Genomic DNA, 20,408 nt, shown 5'->3' with positions numbered 1-20,408 from the left:
ACGTTTTACTTAACACACTGGGGTTCATTAGGAGTTTCACGATGGAAATGCTGAAGTTTGGTAAATTTGCTGCGCTGGCTCTGGCCATGGCTGTAGCTGTAGGTTGCTCGTCCAAAGGCGGCGACAACGCCGGTGAAGGCGCTGTTGATCCAAACGCTGGTTACGGCGCTAACACTGGTGCAGTTGATGGCTCCCTGAGCGAAGAAGCTGCTCTGCGCGCAATCACCACCTTCTACTTCGAATACGACAGCTCGGACCTGAAGCCAGAAGCCATGCGCGCTCTGGACGTTCACGCCAAGGACCTGAAAGCAAACGGCGCTCGCGTTGTTCTGGAAGGCAACACCGACGAACGTGGTACTCGTGAGTACAACATGGCACTGGGCGAGCGTCGTGCGAAAGCCGTTCAACGCTACCTGGTACTGCAAGGTGTTTCCCCAGCTCAGCTGGAACTGGTTTCCTACGGCGAAGAGCGTCCAGTTGCTACCGGCAACGACGAGCAGTCCTGGGCTCAAAACCGTCGCGTCGAACTGCGTAAGTAATTCGTCATGCGAACGTGCCGTCGTGCTGTAACTGTTCTGGCTCTCAGTCTCGCGCCGCTTGCGGCGTGGGCTGCGGTTCCTGTGGTCGATAACGATGCCGGCTATAGCAATAGCGGGAGCAGTAATCCGCCTGCAGGTTACGGTACGAACGGCGCCTATGCCGGGGGAGGGGTTTCGGCCCCTGTCTCGGCACAGGGCGAGCTGTTCAACCAGCTCCAGCAAATGCAGGATCAACTGTCGCGCCAGCAAGGCGTGATCGAAGTTCTGCAGAATGATATTTCGCGCATGAAGCAGGAAAACCTGGAGCGATACCAGGATCTTGATCGGCGCATAGGAACCGGCGTTGCACCTGCCGCCACTCCTGAGAATTCTGGTACCGGTGGCGACTTGAACGCCCCCGGTGCAGCACCTGCCGCAGGCGCTGGGGCAGCCGCTCCGGCACCTGCCGCCAGCGGCGAACCGGCTGACCCGGCGAAGGAAAAGCTCTACTACGATGCCGCCTTCGACCTGATCAAGGCCAAGGATTTCGACAAGGCCAGCCAGGCCTTCGCCGCTTTCCTGCGCAAGTACCCCAACAGCCAGTACGCGGGCAATGCTCAATACTGGCTGGGCGAAGTGAACCTGGCCAAAGGCGACCTGCAAGGCGCTGGACAGGCGTTCGCCAAGGTCTCCCAGCTGTATCCCAAGCACGCCAAGGTGCCGGATTCGCTGTACAAGCTGGCTGACGTAGAGCGCCGCCTCGGTCACACCGACAAGGTCAAGGGCATCTTGCAGCAAGTGGTGGCCCAGTACCCGGGCACCTCCGCCGCCCAACTGGCTCAGCGCGATCTGCAGCGCATGTAAGCCGGTTTGAGCCCGTATTGAAGAAACCCGCGCCTGTCGCGGGTTTTTTCGTTAGAATTCACGCCCTTTTTCTGAAACACGCTTCCTGGGATCTACGCGTTGGCGGGGTTTCTTGAAGTGCCTGACGGAGGCGGACAGCCTGTTTAGCTGTTACGCCCGTGGCGACTATGCAAGACACATTGAGAATCACCGAAGTTTTTTACTCGTTACAGGGTGAAACACGAACGGCCGGGCTGCCCACGGTATTTGTGCGCCTCACCGGTTGTCCGTTGCGTTGCCAATACTGTGACAGCGCCTACGCCTTCAGTGGCGGCACCTTGCGCACCCTCGACGACATCCTTGAGCAAGTTGCCGGCTACCGCCCGCGCTATGTCTGTGTCACGGGTGGCGAACCACTGGCACAACCCAATGCCATTCCTTTGCTCAAGCAGCTATGCGATGCCGGCTACGAGGTCTCGTTGGAGACCAGTGGCGCCTTGGACATCTCGGCCGTCGACCCGCGTGTCAGCCGCGTCGTGGACTTGAAAACCCCAGGTTCAAAGGAAGCGCATCGCAACCGTTATGAGAACATCGAACTGCTGACGCCCAACGACCAAGTCAAGTTCGTCATTTGCTCGCGGGAAGATTACGACTGGGCCGTGTCCAAGTTGATCCAGTATCGGCTTGACGAGCGGGCCGGCGAGGTTTTGGTGTCGCCCAGCCATCATGACTTGAATGCCCGTGACCTGGCGGATTGGGTGGTGGCGGATAACCTGCCGGTGCGCCTGCAATTGCAGCTGCACAAATATCTTTGGAACGACGAGCCGGGGCGCTGAGATGACTGAACAGACGAACATTACAGAAAAACGTGCGGTCATTCTGTTGTCCGGTGGCCTGGACTCGGCGACGGTCGTGGCCATGGCCCGGGCCGAAGGCTACCGCTGCTACACCATGAGCTTCGATTACGGCCAGCGTCACCGCGCCGAGCTCCAGGCCGCCGAGCGGGTTGCCCGGGACCTGGGGGTGGTAGAGCACAAGGTGATCGGCCTGAACCTCAACGGGATCGGCGGTTCGGCCCTGACCGACAGTTCCATCGACGTGCCCGAAGCGCCGAGCGAAGGGATCCCGGTGACGTATGTACCGGCCCGCAACACGGTGTTCCTGTCTCTTGCCCTGGGTTGGGCCGAGGTGCTGGGCGCCCGTGACATCTTCATCGGCGTCAATGCCGTGGATTATTCCGGCTACCCGGATTGTCGTCCGGAGTTCGTCGAAGCGTTCGAGCGCATGGCTAACCTGGCGACCAAGGCCGGCGTGGAAGGGCTGGGGTTCCGCATACAGGCGCCTTTGCAGAACCTGAGCAAGGCCGACATCGTCAAGGCGGGTGTAAAGCTTGGCGTGGACTATGGACTGACCGTTTCCTGCTATCAGGCCGACGATCAGGGCCGTGCCTGCGGCAAATGCGACAGCTGCCGCCTGCGTGCCGAAGGCTTCGCAGCGGCGGGCGTGAGCGACCCAACACCTTATTTTTGATTTATTTCAAATTAGGTGTTGAATAGTCCTTAGAAATCAGTATTATACGCGCCACCACACAGCGGGTCGTTAGCTCAGTTGGTAGAGCAGTTGGCTTTTAACCAATTGGTCGTAGGTTCGAATCCCACACGACCCACCATTTTTAGCAGTTTTAAAAGTCTGGAAGGCCCACGAAAGTGAGGATTTCCAGATTTTTTTTTGCCTGAAATCAAGTGTCCCCCCGCCCAAGGGCAGGGAGTCAGCCGTTCTGTCGTGGCGCAGTCGCCATGCTCACGACTGCCAGGGCCTTCAGCCCTTTTTTTCGCCCGACGCGGAGCGATGAACGCCTGGAACCAGCGCTTCCCAAGCGAGCCAGCGTCCTGCCTGGATCTGCCATGAGGGCACCCGGCAAGCCCAATCTTTCTGTAATTTCCTGGCGAATACCGGTAACGGAGGTTTGCGCACAACCTTGCTATTGAGCGTGCTGATACAGAACTTCGAGTAGTTTTTCAGCTCTTTGAGTTCAAGTGACAGCATGTCCTTTGGGCACAGTAACAGTACGTCCCCAAAGGAATACAACTGGAAGGCCTCGACTTCTATTTTTTGCGCAGCAACCTGACGTGTTTTCCACAGGGTCGCGCTCAGGTCTCGCAGTTTTATCTCTTCTGGCAAGGCGTATCGTTCCGCCGTTTGTTGGCGAACGGATAAGCCTTGTGCTGCGATGTAGGTGATCTGGCTCAGACTGCCCGGCGAGAGCATTGTGAAGGCGCAGAAGGCCAGGATCATTGCGATCAGGCCATTGAAGGTCCGCCGGTAGATATCCCCCTTGAAACAATAAAATACGACGACCGGTAACAGGGTGAAGATGAGTGTCAGCCAGGACAGGCCCGCCACGTAGGGGACGGTGTCAGGGGTTTCTTTCTCCATGTATGAACGTATCGTCAGCAGGATTGGAAAGGCGGCGAAGATCACGGTGACAAATATGAAGATCGAGACCAGGGTGACGAGCCAGAACGCTTTGCGAGCCCTTACCCACGACTGTAGCCGCTGCCATTTTTCTTTTAGCTGCAGCCACGTTGGCGTCGTCTTGTCTTTGAACGCCTGCCAATAGGTGAGCCATTTTTGCAGGCAGGCCTTCTTGGGGCGGGCAGGCTTATTTTTCTGCAGCTTTTTCTGCTTTATTTGTTGATGGGCTGCCAGGCGTTTCAAGCGGGCTCGCTCCAGCCTGGCTTGGACCAGTGTGCTTTTCCTGATGATTCTTTTGAACGGCGTGAGCGCGTACATGAGAAAGCACGCAACGAAGACGATCAGGAGTAACGCCACGAATATCATCCAGGTGTTCAATGTGGACAGAAAGAAAGTGGCGCCGATGAACGCGCTAAATCCCACAACCGTGGGGAACACCAGATAGAAAACAATCTTCGGTTGGTTGTCCTTCATGTTTGAAAAAAGCGAAACCGACCAGCCGAACATCCACGTTGTTGCCCCCAGGATGAACAGATACGACAGCATCAGCAGCAGGACGAGCACGACCCAGACCAACAGTGCAGACTTCACATCGATGGACGGCATGAACAGATCGATTCGTCCAATCGTCCGGGTATACAGGTACAACGTGATGAACCCTAGCCCTGTCGCGAGCAGGCCTAACGTGACGGTGATCTGGGTCCAATAGGAAAGAATGCGTTTGACGGTGTGCTTGAGCACTTCAGCGAAGGTTCTGTCAGGAATGACGGACAAGGCGTAGCTCCCTTACGAGGTAAAAATCCTGGCAGGTATAGTAACGCCAAGTCGCATCCGCTAAATCTTCAACCTATCAAGTCCTCCTACTGGAAACTCAGCGGATGTGCTGTCCGTAATGTTTCGGGTCCAGGCGCAATCCCATCACCATCATCAACGCCATGATCGCCATGAGCGACCACCAGGCCCACTCAAAACTCCCCAGTTGGTCGCGGATCATCCCGGCAATCAATGGCGAGAGGCCGGCGATGAGATAGCCGACACCCTGCACGAACGCAGTAAGGCCACCGGCCCGGCGTGGGTTGTCCAGGTGGTCGAGGGATACGATCAGGCTCATGGGGAACAGGCCGCCGATACCCAGCCCCAGCAGGCAGGCCCAGAGCAGGCTGAAGCGTTCCGGACTGAGGATCAGGCCACAGAAGCCGCCGATGATCAGGGCCAGCAGGACGCTCAGGACCAGGCGTTTATCCCGGCTGCGGTTGGCAATCGCCGGGGTGACCAGGCCGGATAACACTTCCATTGCCGTGAGGAACCCCAGCAGCAGGCCAGCGTGCTGTTCGCTCCAGCCCTTTTCCACGTAGTACGGTGCCAGCCAGGCCAGCACGCAGGTGTAGGAAGCGGTGCCCAGGCCAAAGAAAATCGCCAGGAGCCAGGCCCGGGCGTTGCTGGAGAACGCTTCGTGATGCCGGGGCGCTGTTTCGGACAAGGGCGTGATGTTCGATCGCTGGGCGTACCAGCAGCCCAAGGCGACCAGCGCCAACAATGCCCAGATCGCCAGGCCGACGCGCCAACTGCCCGTTTGCGTCAGGACAAAGGGTGAAAACGACGCGGCAATCGCCGCCCCGCCCATGATGGCGGTGACGTACAAGCCCATGAACAGAGAGACGTTGTCGGCGAAGCGTGACTTGATCAGTGCCGGCATCACTGCCTGGATCAACGCGATCCCAAGCCCGGCCACGATCGCACTGGCGATCAACCCGGCGGCGCTGTCCAGATACAAGCGCGAGGCCGTGGCGATGCCAATAATCAACAACGACAGCACGATGGTGCGGTGTTCACCAATGCGCAGGGCGATGCGCATGCCCAGGAACATCGCCAGGCCCATCGCCATGACGGGCAACATGGTCAGCAGCGAGGCGGTACTGAAACTCAAGGGAACCTCGCCGCGAATGGCCGATAACAACGGCCCGACCGCTGCCATCGAAGGCCTCAGGTTCAGCGCTACCAAAACGATGCTGACCATCAGCCAGATGGCGTGGGTGGTTGAGGTTCGAATGCTTTCCATAACAGGGCCTTGGCTGGATAAAGCCCCATTTAGGCCAGGGCACCTTGCGATGGGCAAACTGAAAACTGGTGAGGCTTATTTAATAATTAAATGCTGCTCGCTTTTGTGGCGAGGGGGCAAGTTCTCTCGCCACGGATTCAGTGGGGCGCTAGTCGGTTATTCCATCTCCGGGCTCAGCGTCCCCAGCCACGCCACCAATCCCAGAATGATCACCGCCACAGCGAACTCAAGGACCATGCTGCGCCGTAGGGCATTCACCGCGATTTTGTGCTCGCCGCTCTGTCGAGCCTGCTCCAGCAGTGGGCTCAGGTGAAAGCGGTTCAACGCGGCGAACACCAGCATGGCGGCGAACAAGATGAGCTTGAGCGCCAGCAACTGACCGTAGGTGCTGTCCAGCAGCCCTTCGACGCTTGGGCCGGCGATGAACAGATAATTCACCACTCCCGTCACGCTGATGACCGCCACGATCACCGCCCCGGCGGTTTCAAACCCGGTCAACGTCCGGGCCAGTACCGCCAGCTGCGGTTTGGCCTGGCGAAGCAGCAGGGCAAACGCGGCCAAGGCCCCGACCCAGCCTCCCGCCGCCCACAAGTGCAGGAAGTCGGTGATGAAGTGCCAGTTGCGGCGTGTGCCTTCGTCCATTGCGCCGTGCCCCGCCCAGGCCAGCGTCGCCAAGGCCACGGCCCCACCGAGCATGACCAGGCCCAGGCTGGCAGTCGGCCAACGTTTATTGAGCGTCACGGCGACCCCGGCCAGCAGCAGCGCCGCTATCCGCAGTGTCCAACTCGAGCCGAAGTCGGTCTCCAACACCATCATTTCAATGTGCGGCCACAGTTCGGCCCAGTCTGAAACTCCGCTCATGGCCCAGGCCATGCACGCCATGGCGGCGAAGGAGAGCAGCACGCCCAACATCGCCGTGGTCACTAGCAGTGGTGTGAACGGCAACTGCGTGCCCGACACCCGCTCCTGGCCTCGCAGGCTATAGAGCCCGAACGCGGCCAGGCCGAACAGCAACATCAGATCCAAATACAGGGCAAAACGCAGGGCGATGTTGATCGAGTCGCTCATCAACTCACTTCACTTTGAACGTGACGTTACCGGTGATCGGGTGAGTGTCGGACGACACCGCGCGCCACTGGACCTGATAGGTGCCGGCGGTGAGAGGGCCATTTGGGACAATGACCATGGTTTTCGGGTCATCGCTGCCGGAGACCTTGGCTGGCATGGGCATGGGCGAATGCGCCGCCATGCCGGGCATCTCGGTCATCATTAGCTTGGCTCCGGAAAACTGGGTCATCAGGTTTTCGGAAAAGTGCAGCTCGATCCTTGGCGGTGCCGCACCTTCGGCGCCCTCGGCGGGGGTAGAGGACAGCAGTTTCGGGTGCGCCTGGGCCAGGCCACTGACCAACAGGCCGGTGGACAAGGCGACAGCAACAACAGCAGTTTTGATGAGTGACATGCAAGGACTCCTACAGCTCGGTTTTTTAGTTTTTTTGTGAAACAGGTCAATGGCTCAGAACCACATGCGCACGCCCAACACCAGACGGGCTTCGCTGTGGTCTTCGCCCTCTTCGCGAGCGTAGTCGGCGGTGTTCCCATAGACCCGATTCCAGGTAATACCCATGTAGGGCGCGAACTCGCGGCGTATTTCATAACGCAGCCGTACGCCGAGTTCGGTGTCCGACAGCCCTGAGCCGACACCGCGGGCGGGGTCGTTCTTGCCATAGAAGTTGACCTCGGCGGTGGGCTGCAGGATCAACCGATTGGTCAGCAAGATGTCGTAGTCACCTTCCAGTCGCGCCGCGCTCTGGCCACCTTCGCCGATGAACGCGGTGGCTTGGGCTTCGAAGTTGTACAACGCCATGCCTTGCACGCCGAAGGCGGCCCAGGTTTGCGCATCGCCCGGCTTGAAGTCCTGGCGTACGCCGGCCACCACGTCCCACCAAGGACTGATGGCGTGGCCCCACAGGGCCTGAAGTTCCGCCTCTTCGGTCTTGCCGTTGAGGCGTTCACCTTCGGAGCGCAGCCACAAACGGTCGATGTCGCCACCGATCCAGCCGGAGGCATCCCAGCTCAGGGCGCTGCCGTCATCGGCGTCTTGCCACTCCAGTTGGTCAATGAGGAAAAACGAATTGATTGAACTGTCATGCACCGCGTGTCCGCCGTGATCCTCGTAGACGGCGGCGCGATCGGCGGCTGTCAGTTCCGGGATCGGCGTGCGGCTGGTGGTCGGCGCTGATTGCATGGGTTCCATGCCCTGCATCGAGTCCATGCCTTGCATCGAATCCATACCTTGCATCTGGCTATGGTCCATCCCGTGCATCTGGCTGTGATCCATGCCTTGCATGTCGTTGCCCGCCGCCCAGGCCGAGGTGGCGCCGAGGGTCAGGCTGGCCATGAGTGCCAGGGGGTATTGAAAAACAGTGGTCATGCTCGGCTCCTCATTCCTGCACCCGAACTTCACGGAACATCCCCATCTCCATGTGGTACAGCAGGTGGCAGTGATACGCCCAACGCCCGAGGGCATCGGCGGTGACGCGGTAGCTGCGCCTGGCGCCCGGTGGTACGTCGAGGGTGTGCTTGCGCACCATGAACTGGCCGTTCTCGTCCTCCAGATCGCTCCACATGCCGTGCAGGTGGATGGGGTGGGTCATCATGGTGTCGTTGATCAGCACGATGCGCAGTCGCTCGCCGTACTTGAGCAGCAGCGGCGCGGCGTCGGAAAATTTCACGCCGTTGAATGACCAGGCGAATTTTTCCATGTGCCCGGTCAGGTGCAGCTCGATCGTACGGCCCGGTTCGCGGCCGTCGGGGTCGGGGAAGGTGCTGCGCAGGTCTGAGTAGGTCAGCACTTTGCGGCCGTTGTCGCGCAGCCCCATGCCCGGGTCGTCGAGCTTGGGCTTGACGCTCATGGCCTGCATGTCTACCAGAGGGTTGTCTTTCTCGGTGTCGGGGTGCGACAGCATGCCGTCCGTGCCTTGCATGGCACCGTGATCCATACCGGACATGTCGCCCATGCCCTGCATCTGGCTATGATCCATGCCCTGCATCTGGCTGTGGTCCATCCCGGCCATGCCCTGCATCGAGCCGTGGTCCATGCCACCCATGCCCATGTCGTCCATGGTCACCAATGGCCGCGGGTCCAGGGGCGGCACCGGTGCCGACAACCCGGCCCTGGCCGCGAGGGTGCCGCGGGCATAGCCGGTGCGGTCCATGGACTGGGCGAACAGGGTGTAGGCCTCTTGGGTCGGTTCGACGATGACGTCATAGGTTTCGGCCACGGCGATCCGAAACTCATCGACACTCACCGGTTTGACGTATTGGCCGTCGGACGCCACCACCGTCATCTTCAAGCCGGGAATGCGCACGTCGAAATAGCTCATGGCCGAGCCGTTGATAAAGCGCAGGCGAAGACGTTCGTCAGGCTTGAACAGGCCGGTCCAGTTCATGTCCGGCGCCTGGCCGTTCATGAGGTAGGTGTAGGTGGCACCGCTGACGTCGGCCAGGTCCGTGGGGTTCATCTTCATCTCGGCCCACATCTTGCGATCGGCCACAGTGCTGGCCCAGCCGTTCTTGCCCACATCGTCAATGAAGTCGCCGACGGTGCGTTTGTTGTAGTTGTAGTAGTCCGACTGTTTCTTGAGCTTGCGAAGGATGTTGCCGGGGTCTTCATCGGTCCAGTCGGTGAGCATCACCACATAGTCCCGTTCGTACTGGAAGGGTTCCGGTTCCCTGGCGTCGATCACCAGCGGGCCGTAGACCCCGGATTGCTCCTGGAAGCCTGAATGGCTGTGGTACCAGTAGGTGCCGTTTTGCCGGACCTTGAACTGATACACATACATGCCGTCGGGTTCGATGCCCTTGAAACTCAACCCCGGAACGCCGTCCATGTTGGCTGGCAGCAGGATGCCGTGCCAGTGGATGGAGGTTGTATCCTTCAAGCGATTGCGCACCCGCAGGGTGACGGTGTCGCCTTCACGCCAGCGCAGCAGCGGGCCGGGAATGCCGCCGTTGATGGTCTGGGCGGTACGTGGGGTGCCGGTGAAGTTGACCGGGCTTTCGCCAATGAACAGATCGAACTCGGTGCCGCTCAGGACGTTGGGCTGGCCCGGGCCGGTGACCGCCCAGACAGGCGCGCGCCACAAGCCCAGGCCGCCGAGGATGCCGCCGGCAGTCAGACCCTTTACGAAGGTGCGCCGGGAAGTTTTGGTTTGCATACGATGGAGGTCCGTCAGTCGATTCGCCACGTGCCCGGAGCAATCTCCTTGGCAGGTTTGAACGAAAAGATGACACAGGCGAGTGGGGCAAGTGATTACATTTCAGTCAGCTTGAGGGGAACGCAAGTTGGCGGTCGATTTGAGCCGGCCATGTTTGGGGCTGCTTCGCAGCCCAGCGGGAGTAAGCTCCCTCGCCACGGTGGATCGCGTTCGGGGCTGAGGTCGGGCACAGGTCAGAATGATCTTTTGCATCGCCGGGATATTCTGTAGCCTTGCCGGCTTCACGCTGTCCCGTGCCTGATTGATACCCACTTTCCCGGCGGTACCCGAGTGGTCCGGAGCCGGGTGTATACTCGACTTTCGCGCTAAACGCGCTTGCAGGTCTTGCGAACATGACGCAAATTTCTGAACGCCTTCTGGTCCAGGCCCACCTTGACGCCAAGCAGCCCAAGCCGCTGTCCGCCGAACAGGAAGCCTGGTACCGCGCCGCCATCGCCGCCGAGCTCAAGGCTCAGGACGCGGTACTGGTCGCGCATTTCTACTGTGATCCGATCATCCAGGCCCTGGCCGAGGAAACCGGCGGCTGCGTGTCCGACTCCCTGGAGATGGCCCGCTTTGGCAATGCCCACCCGGCCAAGACCGTGGTCGTTGCCGGGGTCAAGTTCATGGGCGAGACCGCCAAGATCCTCAACCCGGAAAAACGCGTGTTGATGCCGACCCTGGAAGCCACCTGCTCCCTGGACCTGGGTTGCCCGGTGGACGAGTTCTCGGCGTTCTGCGACCAGCACCCGGAGCGCACGGTGGTGGTGTATGCCAACACCTCGGCGGCGGTCAAGGCCCGAGCTGACTGGGTGGTGACATCCAGCTGCGCGCTGGAGATCGTCGAGAGTCTGATGGACAACGGCGAGACGATCATCTGGGGCCCGGACAAGCACCTGGGGACCTACATCCAGCGCAAGACCGGAGCCGACATGCTGCTCTGGGACGGTGCCTGCATCGTCCACGAGGAGTTCAAGTCCAAGCAGTTGGAGGACATGAAGGCGCTGTATCCGGACGCTGCGATCCTGGTGCACCCGGAGTCGCCGACGTCGGTGATCGAGCTGGCGGACGCAGTGGGTTCCACCAGTCAGTTGATCGCTGCGGCCCAGAGCCTGCCGAACAAGACGCTGATCGTCGCCACCGACCGCGGCATCTTCTACAAGATGCAGCAGCTGTGCCCGGACAAGGTCTTCATCGAGGCCCCAACCGCCGGTAACGGCGCGGCGTGCCGCAGTTGCGCGCATTGCCCGTGGATGGCGATGAACACTCTGGAGCGCACGCTCAAGAGCTTGCAGGAAGGTGCCAACGAGATCTTCGTCGACCCGGCCCTGATTCCCCAGGCCATTCGCCCGCTCAAGCGCATGCTGGACTTTACCCAGGCCGCACGGATGAAATTGGCGGGGAACGCCTGAGCGGAGCTGTCTCCTATGGCGAGGGGGGTTATCTGTGGCGAGGGGATTTATCTGTGGCGAGGGGATTTATCCCCGTTGGGGCGCGAAGCGCCCCTAAAGCCAGCCGATTCGGTACGCCAGGACAATCGAGTTGACTGTTTGGGGCTGCTTCGCAGCCCAGCGGGGATAAATCCCCTCGCCACAATGGGGCTCCCCTGACAAAGCGCCGCTGTTACCGGGTCTTCTTCGGAATCCGCACCAGTTGCGTGTCCGAGTAGATGTCATGCCAGCTGCGCTTGCGCTTGTCGAACAGCGCCCAGATGAAGCCCAGCCCCAGCGGCAGCCATGACGCAATCGACACCACGAAGCGCAACAGTGCCTGCCACAGGCTGATGGCCGTGCCATCGGCGTTCTGCACGCGAATGCACCATACCTGCATGCCCAGGGTCTGGCCGTTGTGGGTCCAGAACTTGGCGAAGAAACCGAACAATACGAACAGCAGCACGGTGGATAGCAACGGGTCACCGTCCAGCGTGCCGGCTTCGGTCAGGGCGCGCATCTTCTCTTCGCCGATGATTCCCATCTGGATCATCTTGTAGGCGCCACTGGTGACGATCAACAGCGCCGTGCACAGCAGGAAGTCATAGAACATCGCCGCCAGGCGACGGCCCAGGCCGACGGGAGGGAAGTCGCCCTGGGGATTGAGCAGGTGCTTGGGCATGGTGGCCTCGGAAAAAAAGAAGGCATTCTACGGAATTGCGCCCATAAAAAAGCCCCTGATATCAATCAGGGGCTTTTTCATTTCAGAAAATTAGCTTTCTGCTTGTACTTCGTCAGCCTGCATGCCTTTCTGGCCTTGCACCGCAACGAAAGTGACCTTCTGGCCTTCTTTCAGGGTCTTGAAGCCGTTGCCCTGGATCGCGCGAAAGTGCACGAACAGATCCGGACCGCTTTCAGGGGTGATAAAACCAAAACCCTTTTCGTCGTTGAACCACTTGACGGTACCGCTCTGACGATTCGACATTTTCTTATTTCCTTGACGCTAAAATTGATGACAGCCTCTTTCACATGAAAGAGTACTGGGGCTGGGTTGCAGGAAAGTAAGAGACGTCGAGCGGGATGTAGCGAACTTCATAAGCTACTGCCCAGGTCACGATTCCAAGCGACCCATGCAAACACAGTGGCCAAACTCTACGCCAACCACCAACAAAAAAACAACCCCCCCTGAGGGGCCCGTATTTGCTCACGTTGCTGGCATTTAAGCGCTTCGCTGGCGTGGGCTTATTCGAAAGGCGAGTTGGGTACTTCTTGACTGTTATAAGCAAGATGCCCGCGACAATTAGATGCACCTTTTTATGGCGGTTGCGTTACACATTAGTGCACGTATAACGCAATCGCGTTACTTATAGAAACAGTCAATCATCCGCGATAGTAGCGTTGTGCAACAAATGGCATTTTGCTTACAAGCAAAGGCACCTTTTTCCCACGAACGATGGCCCAGACAGGCGTCTCCAGCGCGACATAGGCACTGTCCAGGTAACCCATGGCCAACGGGCCGCCCAAGGTCGGGCCGAAACCGCCGCTGCATACGGTTCCGATCGTCTCGCCCGCCTCGTTGACGATCTCAGCGCCTTCGCGCACCGGTGTGCGTTCCTGGGGCAGCAGGCCCACGCGTTTACGCTTCACTGTGCCCTGTTGTTGGGCAAACACGGTCTCAGCGCCGGGGAAGCCACCGGCACGGGCGCCATCGGCACGTCGAACCTTGGAAATGGCCCACAGCAGGCTCGCCTCGATCGGGGTGGTCTCGGTGTTCATGTCATGGCCGTAAAGGCACAGGCCGGCTTCCAGGCGCAGGGAGTCACGGGCGCCGAGGCCGATGGCGGCGACTTCCGGCTCGGCCAGCAGGGCGCGGGCCAGGGTTTCCACGTCGGCGGCGGGTACGGAGATCTCGAAGCCGTCTTCACCGGTGTAGCCGGAACGGCTGACGAAGCACTCCACGCCCAGCAGCGTGACACGCTGAAATTGCATGAAGGTCATCTTCGCCACGTCTGGCGCCAGGCGTGCGAGCACGGTGACGGCGGCGGGGCCTTGCAGGGCGAGCAAGGCGCGCGCTTCGAACAAAGGCTCGATGGTGCATTGGTTGCCGATATGATTGCGCAGGTGGGCCAGGTCCTGGTCCTTGCAGGCCGCGTTGACCACCAGGAACAGTTCGTCGTTGCCCAGGTTGGCCACCATCAGGTCGTCGAGGATCCCACCTTGCTCGTTGGTGAACATGGCGTAGCGCTGCATGCCCACCGGCAGGTCGATGATGTCCACCGGCACCAGGGTCTCCAGGGCCTTGGCGGCACCCGCGCCGCTCAGGCGGATCTGGCCCATGTGGGACACGTCGAACAACCCGGCCTGGTCGCGGGTGTGCTGGTGTTCTTTCATCACGCCCAACGGGTACTGGACCGGCATGTCGTAGCCGGCGAACGGCACCATACGGGCGCCGAGTTCGAGGTGCAGCGCGTGCAGCGGGGTCTTGCGCAGTGGTTCGGTGGACATATCAGCTCCTGGAAGAGGTAGAGGGCAGGGAAGCACGCGTCAGCATTCGATGATGTTGACCGCCAGACCGCCGCGGGCGGTCTCCTTGTATTTGCTTTTCATGTCGGCGCCGGTCTGGCGCATGGTGCGGATGACCTTGTCGAGGGAGACGAAGTGGTGCCCGTCGCCGCGCATCGCCATGCGCACCGCGTTGATGGCTTTCACCGAGCCCATGGCGTTGCGCTCGATGCACGGCACCTGCACCAGGCCACCGATGGGGTCGCAGGTCAGGCCGAGGTTGTGTTCCATGCCGATTTCGGCGGCGTTTTCCACCTGCTGCACGGTGCCGCCCAGCACTTCGCAGAGCGCCCCGGCGGCCATGGAGCAGGCGACGCCGACTTCACCCTGGCAACCGACTTCGGCCCCGGAGATGGATGCGTTTTCCTTGTACAGGATGCCGATGGCGGCGGCGGTCAGCAGGAATCGCACCACGCCGTCTTCGTTGGCACCCGGAATGAAGCGCATGTAGTAATGCAGCACGGCCGGGATGATCCCCGCCGCACCGTTGGTGGGTGCAGTGACCACGCGTCCGCCGTAGGCGTTTTCTTCGTTGACCGCCAGGGCGTACAGGTTGACCCAGTCCAGCACCGACAGTGGGTCGCGCAGGGACGCTTCCGGGTTCTTGCACAGTTGACGGTGCAACGCCGCTGCCCGCCGCTTGACCTTCAACCCGCCGGGCAGGATCCCTTCGTTGCGACAACCGGCCGCCACGCAATCCTGCATCACTTGCCAGATCTTCAGCAGGCCGGCGCGGGTTTCGGCTTCGGGGCGCCAGGCACTTTCGTTGGTCAACATGACCTGGCTGATGGACAGGCCATAGGTGCTGCAATGGCCCAGCAGGTCCTTGGCACTCTTGAACGGGAAGGTCAGGGGCGTGGCGTCCTCGACGATCCGGTCGGCGCCAGCGGCGCCTTCATCCACGACAAAACCGCCGCCGATCGAATAGTACTCGCGGCTGCGCACTTGCAACCCGGCGGCGTCGAACGCGCGGAAGATCATGCCGTTGGGGTGGAAGGCCAGCGGCTTGCGAATCATCGCCAGGTGCAGCTTTTCATTGAATTCGATGGGGTGTTGGCCGAGCAGATTCAGGCGTCCGTTGCTGCGGATGTCCTGCAGGCGGGCGGTGACGGTCTCGGTGTCCACGGTGTCCGGGTGCTCACCTTCCAGGCCCAGCAGCACGGCCTTGTCGCTGCCGTGGCCCTTGCCGGTGGCGCCGAGGGAACCATAGAGCTCGACCTTGACGCTGGTGATGCTTTCAAGCAAATCATCACGGCGCAGCCCCTCGACAAAACGGGCAGCGGCACGCATGGGGCCGACCGTATGGGAGCTCGAAGGGCCGATACCGATCTTGAACAGGTCGAACACGCTTAACGACATAGGGGGCTCCTGGGGGAGCAGCTACGAGCTTCAAGCTACAGGCTGCAAGTTAAAAGCCGAGTGGCTCTTACTTGCAGCTTGCGGCTTGTCACTTGTCGCTGCTTCTTAAGCGTAGCTTTCGATCGACGGGCAAGCGCACACCAGGTTGCGGTCGCCGAACACGTTGTCGACCCGGCCCACGGGCGGCCAGTATTTGCCTTCGATCAACGAGGCCACCGGGTACACCGCTTGCTCGCGGCTGTAGGGGTGGGTCCACTCGCCGACGAGCTCCGCCGCGGTGTGCGGGGCGTTCTTCAGCGGGTTGTCGTCCTTGTCCAGGCTGCCATTTTCCACGGCGCGGATTTCTTCGCGGATGCAGATCATGGCGTCGCAGAAGCGGTCCAGCTCTTCCTTGGATTCGCTTTCGGTCGGTTCGATCATCAGCGTGCCGGCCACCGGGAACGACATGGTCGGGGCGTGGAAGCCGAAGTCGATCAGGCGCTTGGCCACGTCATCGACGCTGATGCCGCTGCTGTCCTTGAGCGGGCGCAGGTCGAGGATGCATTCGTGGGCCACCAGGCCGTTGCTGCCGGTGTAGAGCACCGGGTAGTGCTCTTCCAGGCGGCGGGCAATGTAGTTGGCGTTGAGGATCGCCAGCTGCGAAGCGCGCTTGAGGCCGGCGCCACCCATCATGCGAATGTACATCCAGGTGATCGGCAGGATGCTCGCGCTGCCGAACGGCGCCGCGCACACCGCGCCTTCCTTGCGATCCATGTTCGCGTGGCCCGGCAGGAACGGCGCCAGGTGCGACTTGACGCCGATCGGGCCGACACCTGGGCCGCCACCGCCGTGAGGAATACAGAAGGTCTTGTGCAGGTTGAGGTGCGACACGTCGCCACCGAACTTGCCCGGTGCACAAAGGCCGACCATGGCGTTCATGTTGGCGCCGTCGATGTACACCTGGCCGCCGTTGTCATGGATGATGCCGCAGATTTCGCGGATGCCTTCCTCGAACACGCCGTGGGTGGACGGGTACGTGATCATCAGCGCGGCCAGGTGTTCGCGGTGTTCGATAGCCTTGGCGCGCAGGTCTTCGATGTCGACGTTGCCACGGGCATCGCACGCGGTGACCACCACGCGCATGCCTGCCATGTTGGCGGTGGCCGGGTTGGTGCCGTGAGCCGAGGACGGGATCAGGCAGATGTCGCGGCGCTCTTCGCCACGGCTCTGGTGATAGGCACGGATCGCCAGCAGGCCGGCGTACTCGCCCTGGGAGCCGGCGTTGGGTTGCAACGACACGGCGTCGTAGCCGGTGGCGGCGCACAGCATGGCTTCCAGTTCGTCGGTCAGTTGCTGGTAGCCGGCGCTCTGTTCGGCTGGGGCGAACGGGTGCAGGGCGCCGAATTCGGCCCAGGTCACCGGGATCATCTCGCTGGCGGCGTTGAGTTTCATGGTGCAGGAACCCAGCGGGATCATGGTGCGATCCAGGGCCAGGTCCTTGTCGGCGAGCTTGCGCAGGTAGCGCATCAGCTCGGTTTCGGAGTGGTAGCGGTTGAATACCGGGTGGCTGAGGATCGCCGATTGGCGCGTCAGCTCGTCCGGGATGCGGCTTTGCACCGAGGCGGCCAGGGCGGCGAAGTCCGGCAGGGCCTTGCCGTCGGCCAACAGGTTCCACAGTGCTTCGACATCCGCCTGGCTGGTGGTTTCGTCCAGGGACAGGCCCAGGCGCTGCGCGTCGACCACGCGCAGGTTGATGCGCTGGGCGCGGGCCTTGTCGTGCAGGACAGCGGTGTGCGCGCCGGTGCGCAAGGTCAGGGTGTCGAAGAAGCTCTCTTGCTCGACGCTCAGCCCTAGCGCGCCCAGGCCTTTGGCGAGGATTGCGGTCAGGTGGTGGATGCGATTGGCAATTTGCACCAGGCCCTTGGGACCGTGGTACACGGCGTACATGCTGGCGATGTTGGCCAGCAGCACCTGGGCGGTACAGATGTTGCTCGTGGCTTTCTCGCGGCGGATGTGTTGTTCGCGGGTCTGCATCGCCAGGCGCAGGGCCGGCTTGCCGAAACGGTCCACGGAAACGCCGACCAGACGGCCCGGCATGTCGCGCTTGAAAGCGTCCTTGGTGGAGAAATAGGCCGCGTGTGGGCCACCGAAGCCCAGGGGCACGCCAAAGCGCTGGGCGCTGCCGATGGCGACGTCGGCGCCGAATTCACCCGGCGGGGTCAGCAGCGTCAGGGCCAGCAGGTCGGCCGCGACGGCGACCAGGGCGTTGCTGGCGTGGAAACGCTCGGTCAGGGCGCGGTAGTCGAACACGTCACCGTTGCTGGCCGGGTATTGCAACAGCGCACCGAAGAATTGGCTGGTGTCGCTCAGTTCGCGTTCGTCGCCGACCACCACGTCGATGCCCAGGGGCTCGGCACGGGTGCGCAACACGTCGAGGGTTTGCGGGTGGCTGTGTACGGAGGCGAAGAAGGCGTTGCTGCCCTTGTTTTTGCTCAGGCGCTTGCAGAAGGTCATCGCTTCGGCGGCGGCAGTGGCTTCGTCCAACAGGGAAGCGTTGGCGATCGGCAGGCCGGTGAGGTCGCTGATCAGGGTCTGGAAGTTCAGCAGTGCTTCGAGGCGGCCCTGGGAGATTTCTGGCTGGTACGGGGTGTAGGCGGTGTACCAGGCCGGGTTTTCCAGCAGGTTGCGCAGGATCGGCGCCGGCGTGTGGCAGTTGTAGTAGCCCTGGCCGATGTAGGTCTTGAACAGTTGGTTCTTGCTGGCGATGGCCTTGATCGACGCCAGTGCGTCGGCTTCGCTCTGGCCGTCCCCCATGTCCAGCACGCTGGTGCCCTTGATGCTTTCAGGGATCACGCTGGCGCTCAGGGCTTGCAGGGAGTCGTAGCCCAGGCGCTCTAGCATGGCTTGCTCGTCGCTGGCCCGTGGGCCGATGTGACGGGCGATGAATTCGTTGGCGGTGCCCAGATTAACGGTCATGTGGCGCTCCTCAGGCTTGGGCGTTGGCTTTGATCAGGCGGTCGTAGGCATCCTGATCCAACAGTTGGCCAACTTCAGCGGGATTGGCCGGCGTGAAGCGGAAAAACCAGCCTTCGCCCAGCGGATCTTCGTTGACCAGTTCCGGATTGCTTTCCAGGGCCGGGTTGACTTCCAGCACGTCACCGTCCAATGGCATGTAGACACCGCTGGCGGCCTTCACCGATTCCACGGTCGAGGCTTCAGCCCCCTTGGCGTAGGTTTGCAGTTCCGGTAACTGAACATAGACCACATCGCCCAAGGCGTTCTGGGCAAACGCGGTGATGCCGACTGTAACGCTGCCGTCGGCTTCGGTGCGCAGCCATTCGTGATCTTCAGTGAAACGCAACTCGCTCATGGAAACTCCTGGGGCCAGATTCGTCTGGTGGACGCGAAGAAAGGCGCGGGACTTGGCCCGGCCGAATGGCTATACCCATAGCAAGAATGCGGCCAATGTTTAAAAGGGCTTATGGATCAATGAGTTGAGGAGAATTGAAGCGGCGTTGAGCGGTGACGCTGTAGCGAAATCGCTACAGCTGCATGCCTGGATAAAATCATTGCCGGATCAAAGCCTTATCCAGCGCAGCTTACCGCTTGATGTAGCGATATCGTTCCACTGTAGCGCTTTCAGTACAGGTAGAGGTCGCTTTTGGCGCGATTTCGACCACGACTCAGAACCCTGTGGGAGCGGGCTTGTTCGCGAAGACGGTGTGCCAGCCAGGTTGACGTCGACTGACACACCGCTTTCGCGGGCAAGCCCGCTTGTGTCTGAGTAAGGGAATAAACTCTGGGGTGAGAGGGGTAGATGGCAAGCTGTGAGTCCGCGGTGCTTGAAGCACGAGTGGGAGCAAAGCTGCCATCTACCTTTCTACTCTGCCCCATAAGCCCGAACAGTTGGACGAGCGACACTCGAATCACAAGCGTGGGCAAAGCCAGAGCACTCTCATTTCTGAGTGTAAGAGGGTTTTGCCATGATTTCCTGGGTCGGTATCGATATATCCAAATCAAATCTCGTCGTTTGGGTTCGACCACAGAACCAAGGCTACGAGGTCCCCAATACGCCTGAGGGTTTTGCACAACTGGTCGAACAGCTAAGCCCGTACACGATTGGCCGGGTGTTACTGGAAGCCACGGGCGGCTATGAACGAAAGGTTATGGCAGCACTGCAGGAGGCAGGTTTCAATGTGCTCAGGATCAACCCTCGTCGGGCTAGAGCCTTCGCCGTAGCAATGGGCAAGAATGCCAAGACCGACCCCATCGATGCGGCTGTTCTTGCCGATTTTGCCGAAGCTCTGCATGCGTCTCACGAAAAGCCCATTTCACCTGAGCGTGAAGCACTGCGGGAGCTGATTCAGCTGCGCGAACACTTCGTCCAGCAACGAGATGACAACAAGCGCCGGCTACAGCAGGCTCAGCTTCCGGCGGTTATCGAGGTGATCAAAGATCATATTCGCTACCTGCAAATCCAAATCAAGCAGTTTGGCAAAGCCATTAATCAAAGCATGCGTAAGCTGGATGCGGAGAAAGCCGACCGACTCACATCAGTTAAAGGGATCGGCACTGTGGCGACTGCTAGTTTGTTGGTTTACCTGCCTGAGCTCGGTGAGCTTGATCGCAGAGAGATCGCGTCCCTGGCGGGAATCGCCCCCTACAACGACGACAGTGGCAATCACAGCGGCAAACGTCAGATTTACGGAGGAAGAGCGCGGGTCAGACGTGCGCTTTATATGTCGTGCTGGGTTGTCATCCGCTATCACGCCGACTTCAAGGCCCGGTACGAAGCACTTCGAGGGCGAGGCAAGAGCGCGAAAGTCGCGCTCATCGCCTGCATGCGAATATTGCTAATCAGACTGAATGCCATGCTTCGAGACGGCACTGAATGGCGGTGACGGGTGGTAGAGGTAAGACAGTTGCT

Annotated in this window: 18 protein-coding genes and 1 tRNA gene; 7 read left to right on the top strand and 12 right to left on the bottom strand. The window is 60.6% G+C overall.

All coding sequences use genetic code 11. The annotated features are described in order from the left end of the window. Positions 1-41: 41 nt before the first annotated feature. The 5 genes from pal (at position 42) to V5F23_RS21970 (ending at position 3,030) form a co-directional block, all read left to right on the top strand. On the top strand, positions 42-539 hold the full coding sequence (gene pal / locus V5F23_RS21990; protein WP_003178634.1) for a peptidoglycan-associated lipoprotein Pal: 498 nt from the start codon (positions 42-44) through the stop codon (positions 537-539). Between the two features lie 6 nt (positions 540-545). After that, complete coding sequence (ybgF, locus tag V5F23_RS21985; RefSeq protein WP_123578462.1) at positions 546-1,382, top strand: tol-pal system protein YbgF; 837 nt, start codon at positions 546-548, stop codon at positions 1,380-1,382. A 167-nt stretch (positions 1,383-1,549) separates the two neighbouring features. Further along, positions 1,550-2,197 carry a 7-carboxy-7-deazaguanine synthase QueE gene (queE, locus tag V5F23_RS21980; protein ID WP_042728763.1) on the top strand — a complete coding sequence of 216 codons (648 nt, stop codon included), beginning with the start codon at positions 1,550-1,552 and terminating at the stop codon, positions 2,195-2,197. 19 nt (positions 2,198-2,216) lie between these two features. Next, positions 2,217-2,891: a 7-cyano-7-deazaguanine synthase QueC gene (gene queC / locus V5F23_RS21975; RefSeq protein WP_161796097.1), complete on the top strand. Its 675-nt coding sequence runs from the start codon at positions 2,217-2,219 to the stop codon at positions 2,889-2,891. Between the two features lie 63 nt (positions 2,892-2,954). After that, positions 2,955-3,030: transfer RNA gene (locus V5F23_RS21970), tRNA-Lys, on the top strand. Positions 3,031-3,179: 149 nt separating this feature from the next. Here the strand turns inward: V5F23_RS21970 and V5F23_RS21965 are convergent. From V5F23_RS21965 to V5F23_RS21940, 6 genes are all read right to left on the bottom strand, one after another. After that, complete coding sequence (locus tag V5F23_RS21965) at positions 3,180-4,610, bottom strand: hypothetical protein (protein ID WP_338496554.1); 1,431 nt, start codon at positions 4,608-4,610, stop codon at positions 3,180-3,182. A gap of 97 nt (positions 4,611-4,707) precedes the next feature. Beyond that, entirely contained in the window at positions 4,708-5,895 is a 1,188-nt protein-coding gene (locus tag V5F23_RS21960; RefSeq protein ID WP_338496550.1) for a cyanate transporter, read from the bottom strand. 156 nt (positions 5,896-6,051) lie between these two features. Beyond that, positions 6,052-6,963, bottom strand: a complete 912-nt coding sequence (gene copD / locus V5F23_RS21955; RefSeq protein ID WP_338496547.1) for a copper homeostasis membrane protein CopD — start codon at positions 6,961-6,963, stop codon at positions 6,052-6,054. A gap of 4 nt (positions 6,964-6,967) precedes the next feature. Beyond that, positions 6,968-7,354: a copper homeostasis periplasmic binding protein CopC gene (gene copC, locus V5F23_RS21950; RefSeq protein WP_042728768.1), complete on the bottom strand. Its 387-nt coding sequence runs from the start codon at positions 7,352-7,354 to the stop codon at positions 6,968-6,970. A gap of 54 nt (positions 7,355-7,408) precedes the next feature. Further along, positions 7,409-8,326, bottom strand: coding sequence for a copper resistance protein B (locus V5F23_RS21945; RefSeq protein WP_338496545.1), 918 nt, complete (start codon positions 8,324-8,326; stop codon positions 7,409-7,411). A gap of 10 nt (positions 8,327-8,336) precedes the next feature. Then, the gene (locus V5F23_RS21940) at positions 8,337-10,112 is read right to left on the bottom strand and encodes a copper resistance system multicopper oxidase (RefSeq protein ID WP_338473843.1); all 1,776 of its coding nucleotides are present in this window, start codon (positions 10,110-10,112) and stop codon (positions 8,337-8,339) included. 392 nt (positions 10,113-10,504) lie between these two features. Here V5F23_RS21940 and nadA point away from each other — a divergent pair, with 392 nt between their 5' ends. After that, positions 10,505-11,563 carry a quinolinate synthase NadA gene (nadA, locus tag V5F23_RS21935; protein WP_047736635.1) on the top strand — a complete coding sequence of 353 codons (1,059 nt, stop codon included), beginning with the start codon at positions 10,505-10,507 and terminating at the stop codon, positions 11,561-11,563. A gap of 211 nt (positions 11,564-11,774) precedes the next feature. Here nadA and V5F23_RS21930 read toward each other — a convergent pair whose 3' ends face one another. The 6 genes from V5F23_RS21930 to gcvH form a co-directional block, all read right to left on the bottom strand. Next, positions 11,775-12,263: an RDD family protein gene (locus V5F23_RS21930; protein WP_042728772.1), complete on the bottom strand. Its 489-nt coding sequence runs from the start codon at positions 12,261-12,263 to the stop codon at positions 11,775-11,777. 90 nt (positions 12,264-12,353) lie between these two features. Beyond that, entirely contained in the window at positions 12,354-12,566 is a 213-nt protein-coding gene (locus tag V5F23_RS21925; RefSeq protein WP_042728773.1) for a cold-shock protein, read from the bottom strand. Positions 12,567-12,961: 395 nt separating this feature from the next. After that, on the bottom strand, positions 12,962-14,086 hold the full coding sequence (gene gcvT, locus V5F23_RS21920) for a glycine cleavage system aminomethyltransferase GcvT (protein ID WP_123578454.1): 1,125 nt from the start codon (positions 14,084-14,086) through the stop codon (positions 12,962-12,964). A 39-nt stretch (positions 14,087-14,125) separates the two neighbouring features. After that, a complete protein-coding gene (locus V5F23_RS21915) occupies positions 14,126-15,502 on the bottom strand; it encodes an L-serine ammonia-lyase (RefSeq protein ID WP_047736629.1) in 1,377 nt (458 codons plus the stop codon). 105 nt (positions 15,503-15,607) lie between these two features. Beyond that, positions 15,608-18,457, bottom strand: coding sequence for an aminomethyl-transferring glycine dehydrogenase (gene gcvP / locus V5F23_RS21910; protein WP_338496542.1), 2,850 nt, complete (start codon positions 18,455-18,457; stop codon positions 15,608-15,610). A 10-nt stretch (positions 18,458-18,467) separates the two neighbouring features. Then, positions 18,468-18,851, bottom strand: coding sequence for a glycine cleavage system protein GcvH (gcvH, locus tag V5F23_RS21905; protein ID WP_042731001.1), 384 nt, complete (start codon positions 18,849-18,851; stop codon positions 18,468-18,470). Positions 18,852-19,464: 613 nt separating this feature from the next. Here gcvH and V5F23_RS21900 point away from each other — a divergent pair. Then, positions 19,465-20,382: an IS110 family transposase gene (locus V5F23_RS21900; RefSeq protein ID WP_047737935.1), complete on the top strand. Its 918-nt coding sequence runs from the start codon at positions 19,465-19,467 to the stop codon at positions 20,380-20,382. The last annotated feature ends 26 nt before the right edge of the window (positions 20,383-20,408 follow it).

The sequence above is a fragment of the Pseudomonas sp. WP18 genome (assembly GCF_036689585.1).
GTDB lineage: Bacteria > Pseudomonadota > Gammaproteobacteria > Pseudomonadales > Pseudomonadaceae > Aquipseudomonas > Aquipseudomonas chlororaphis_E.
The sequence above is the reverse complement of the archived record's forward strand: the minus strand, read 5'-3'. Positions and strand labels throughout refer to the sequence as shown.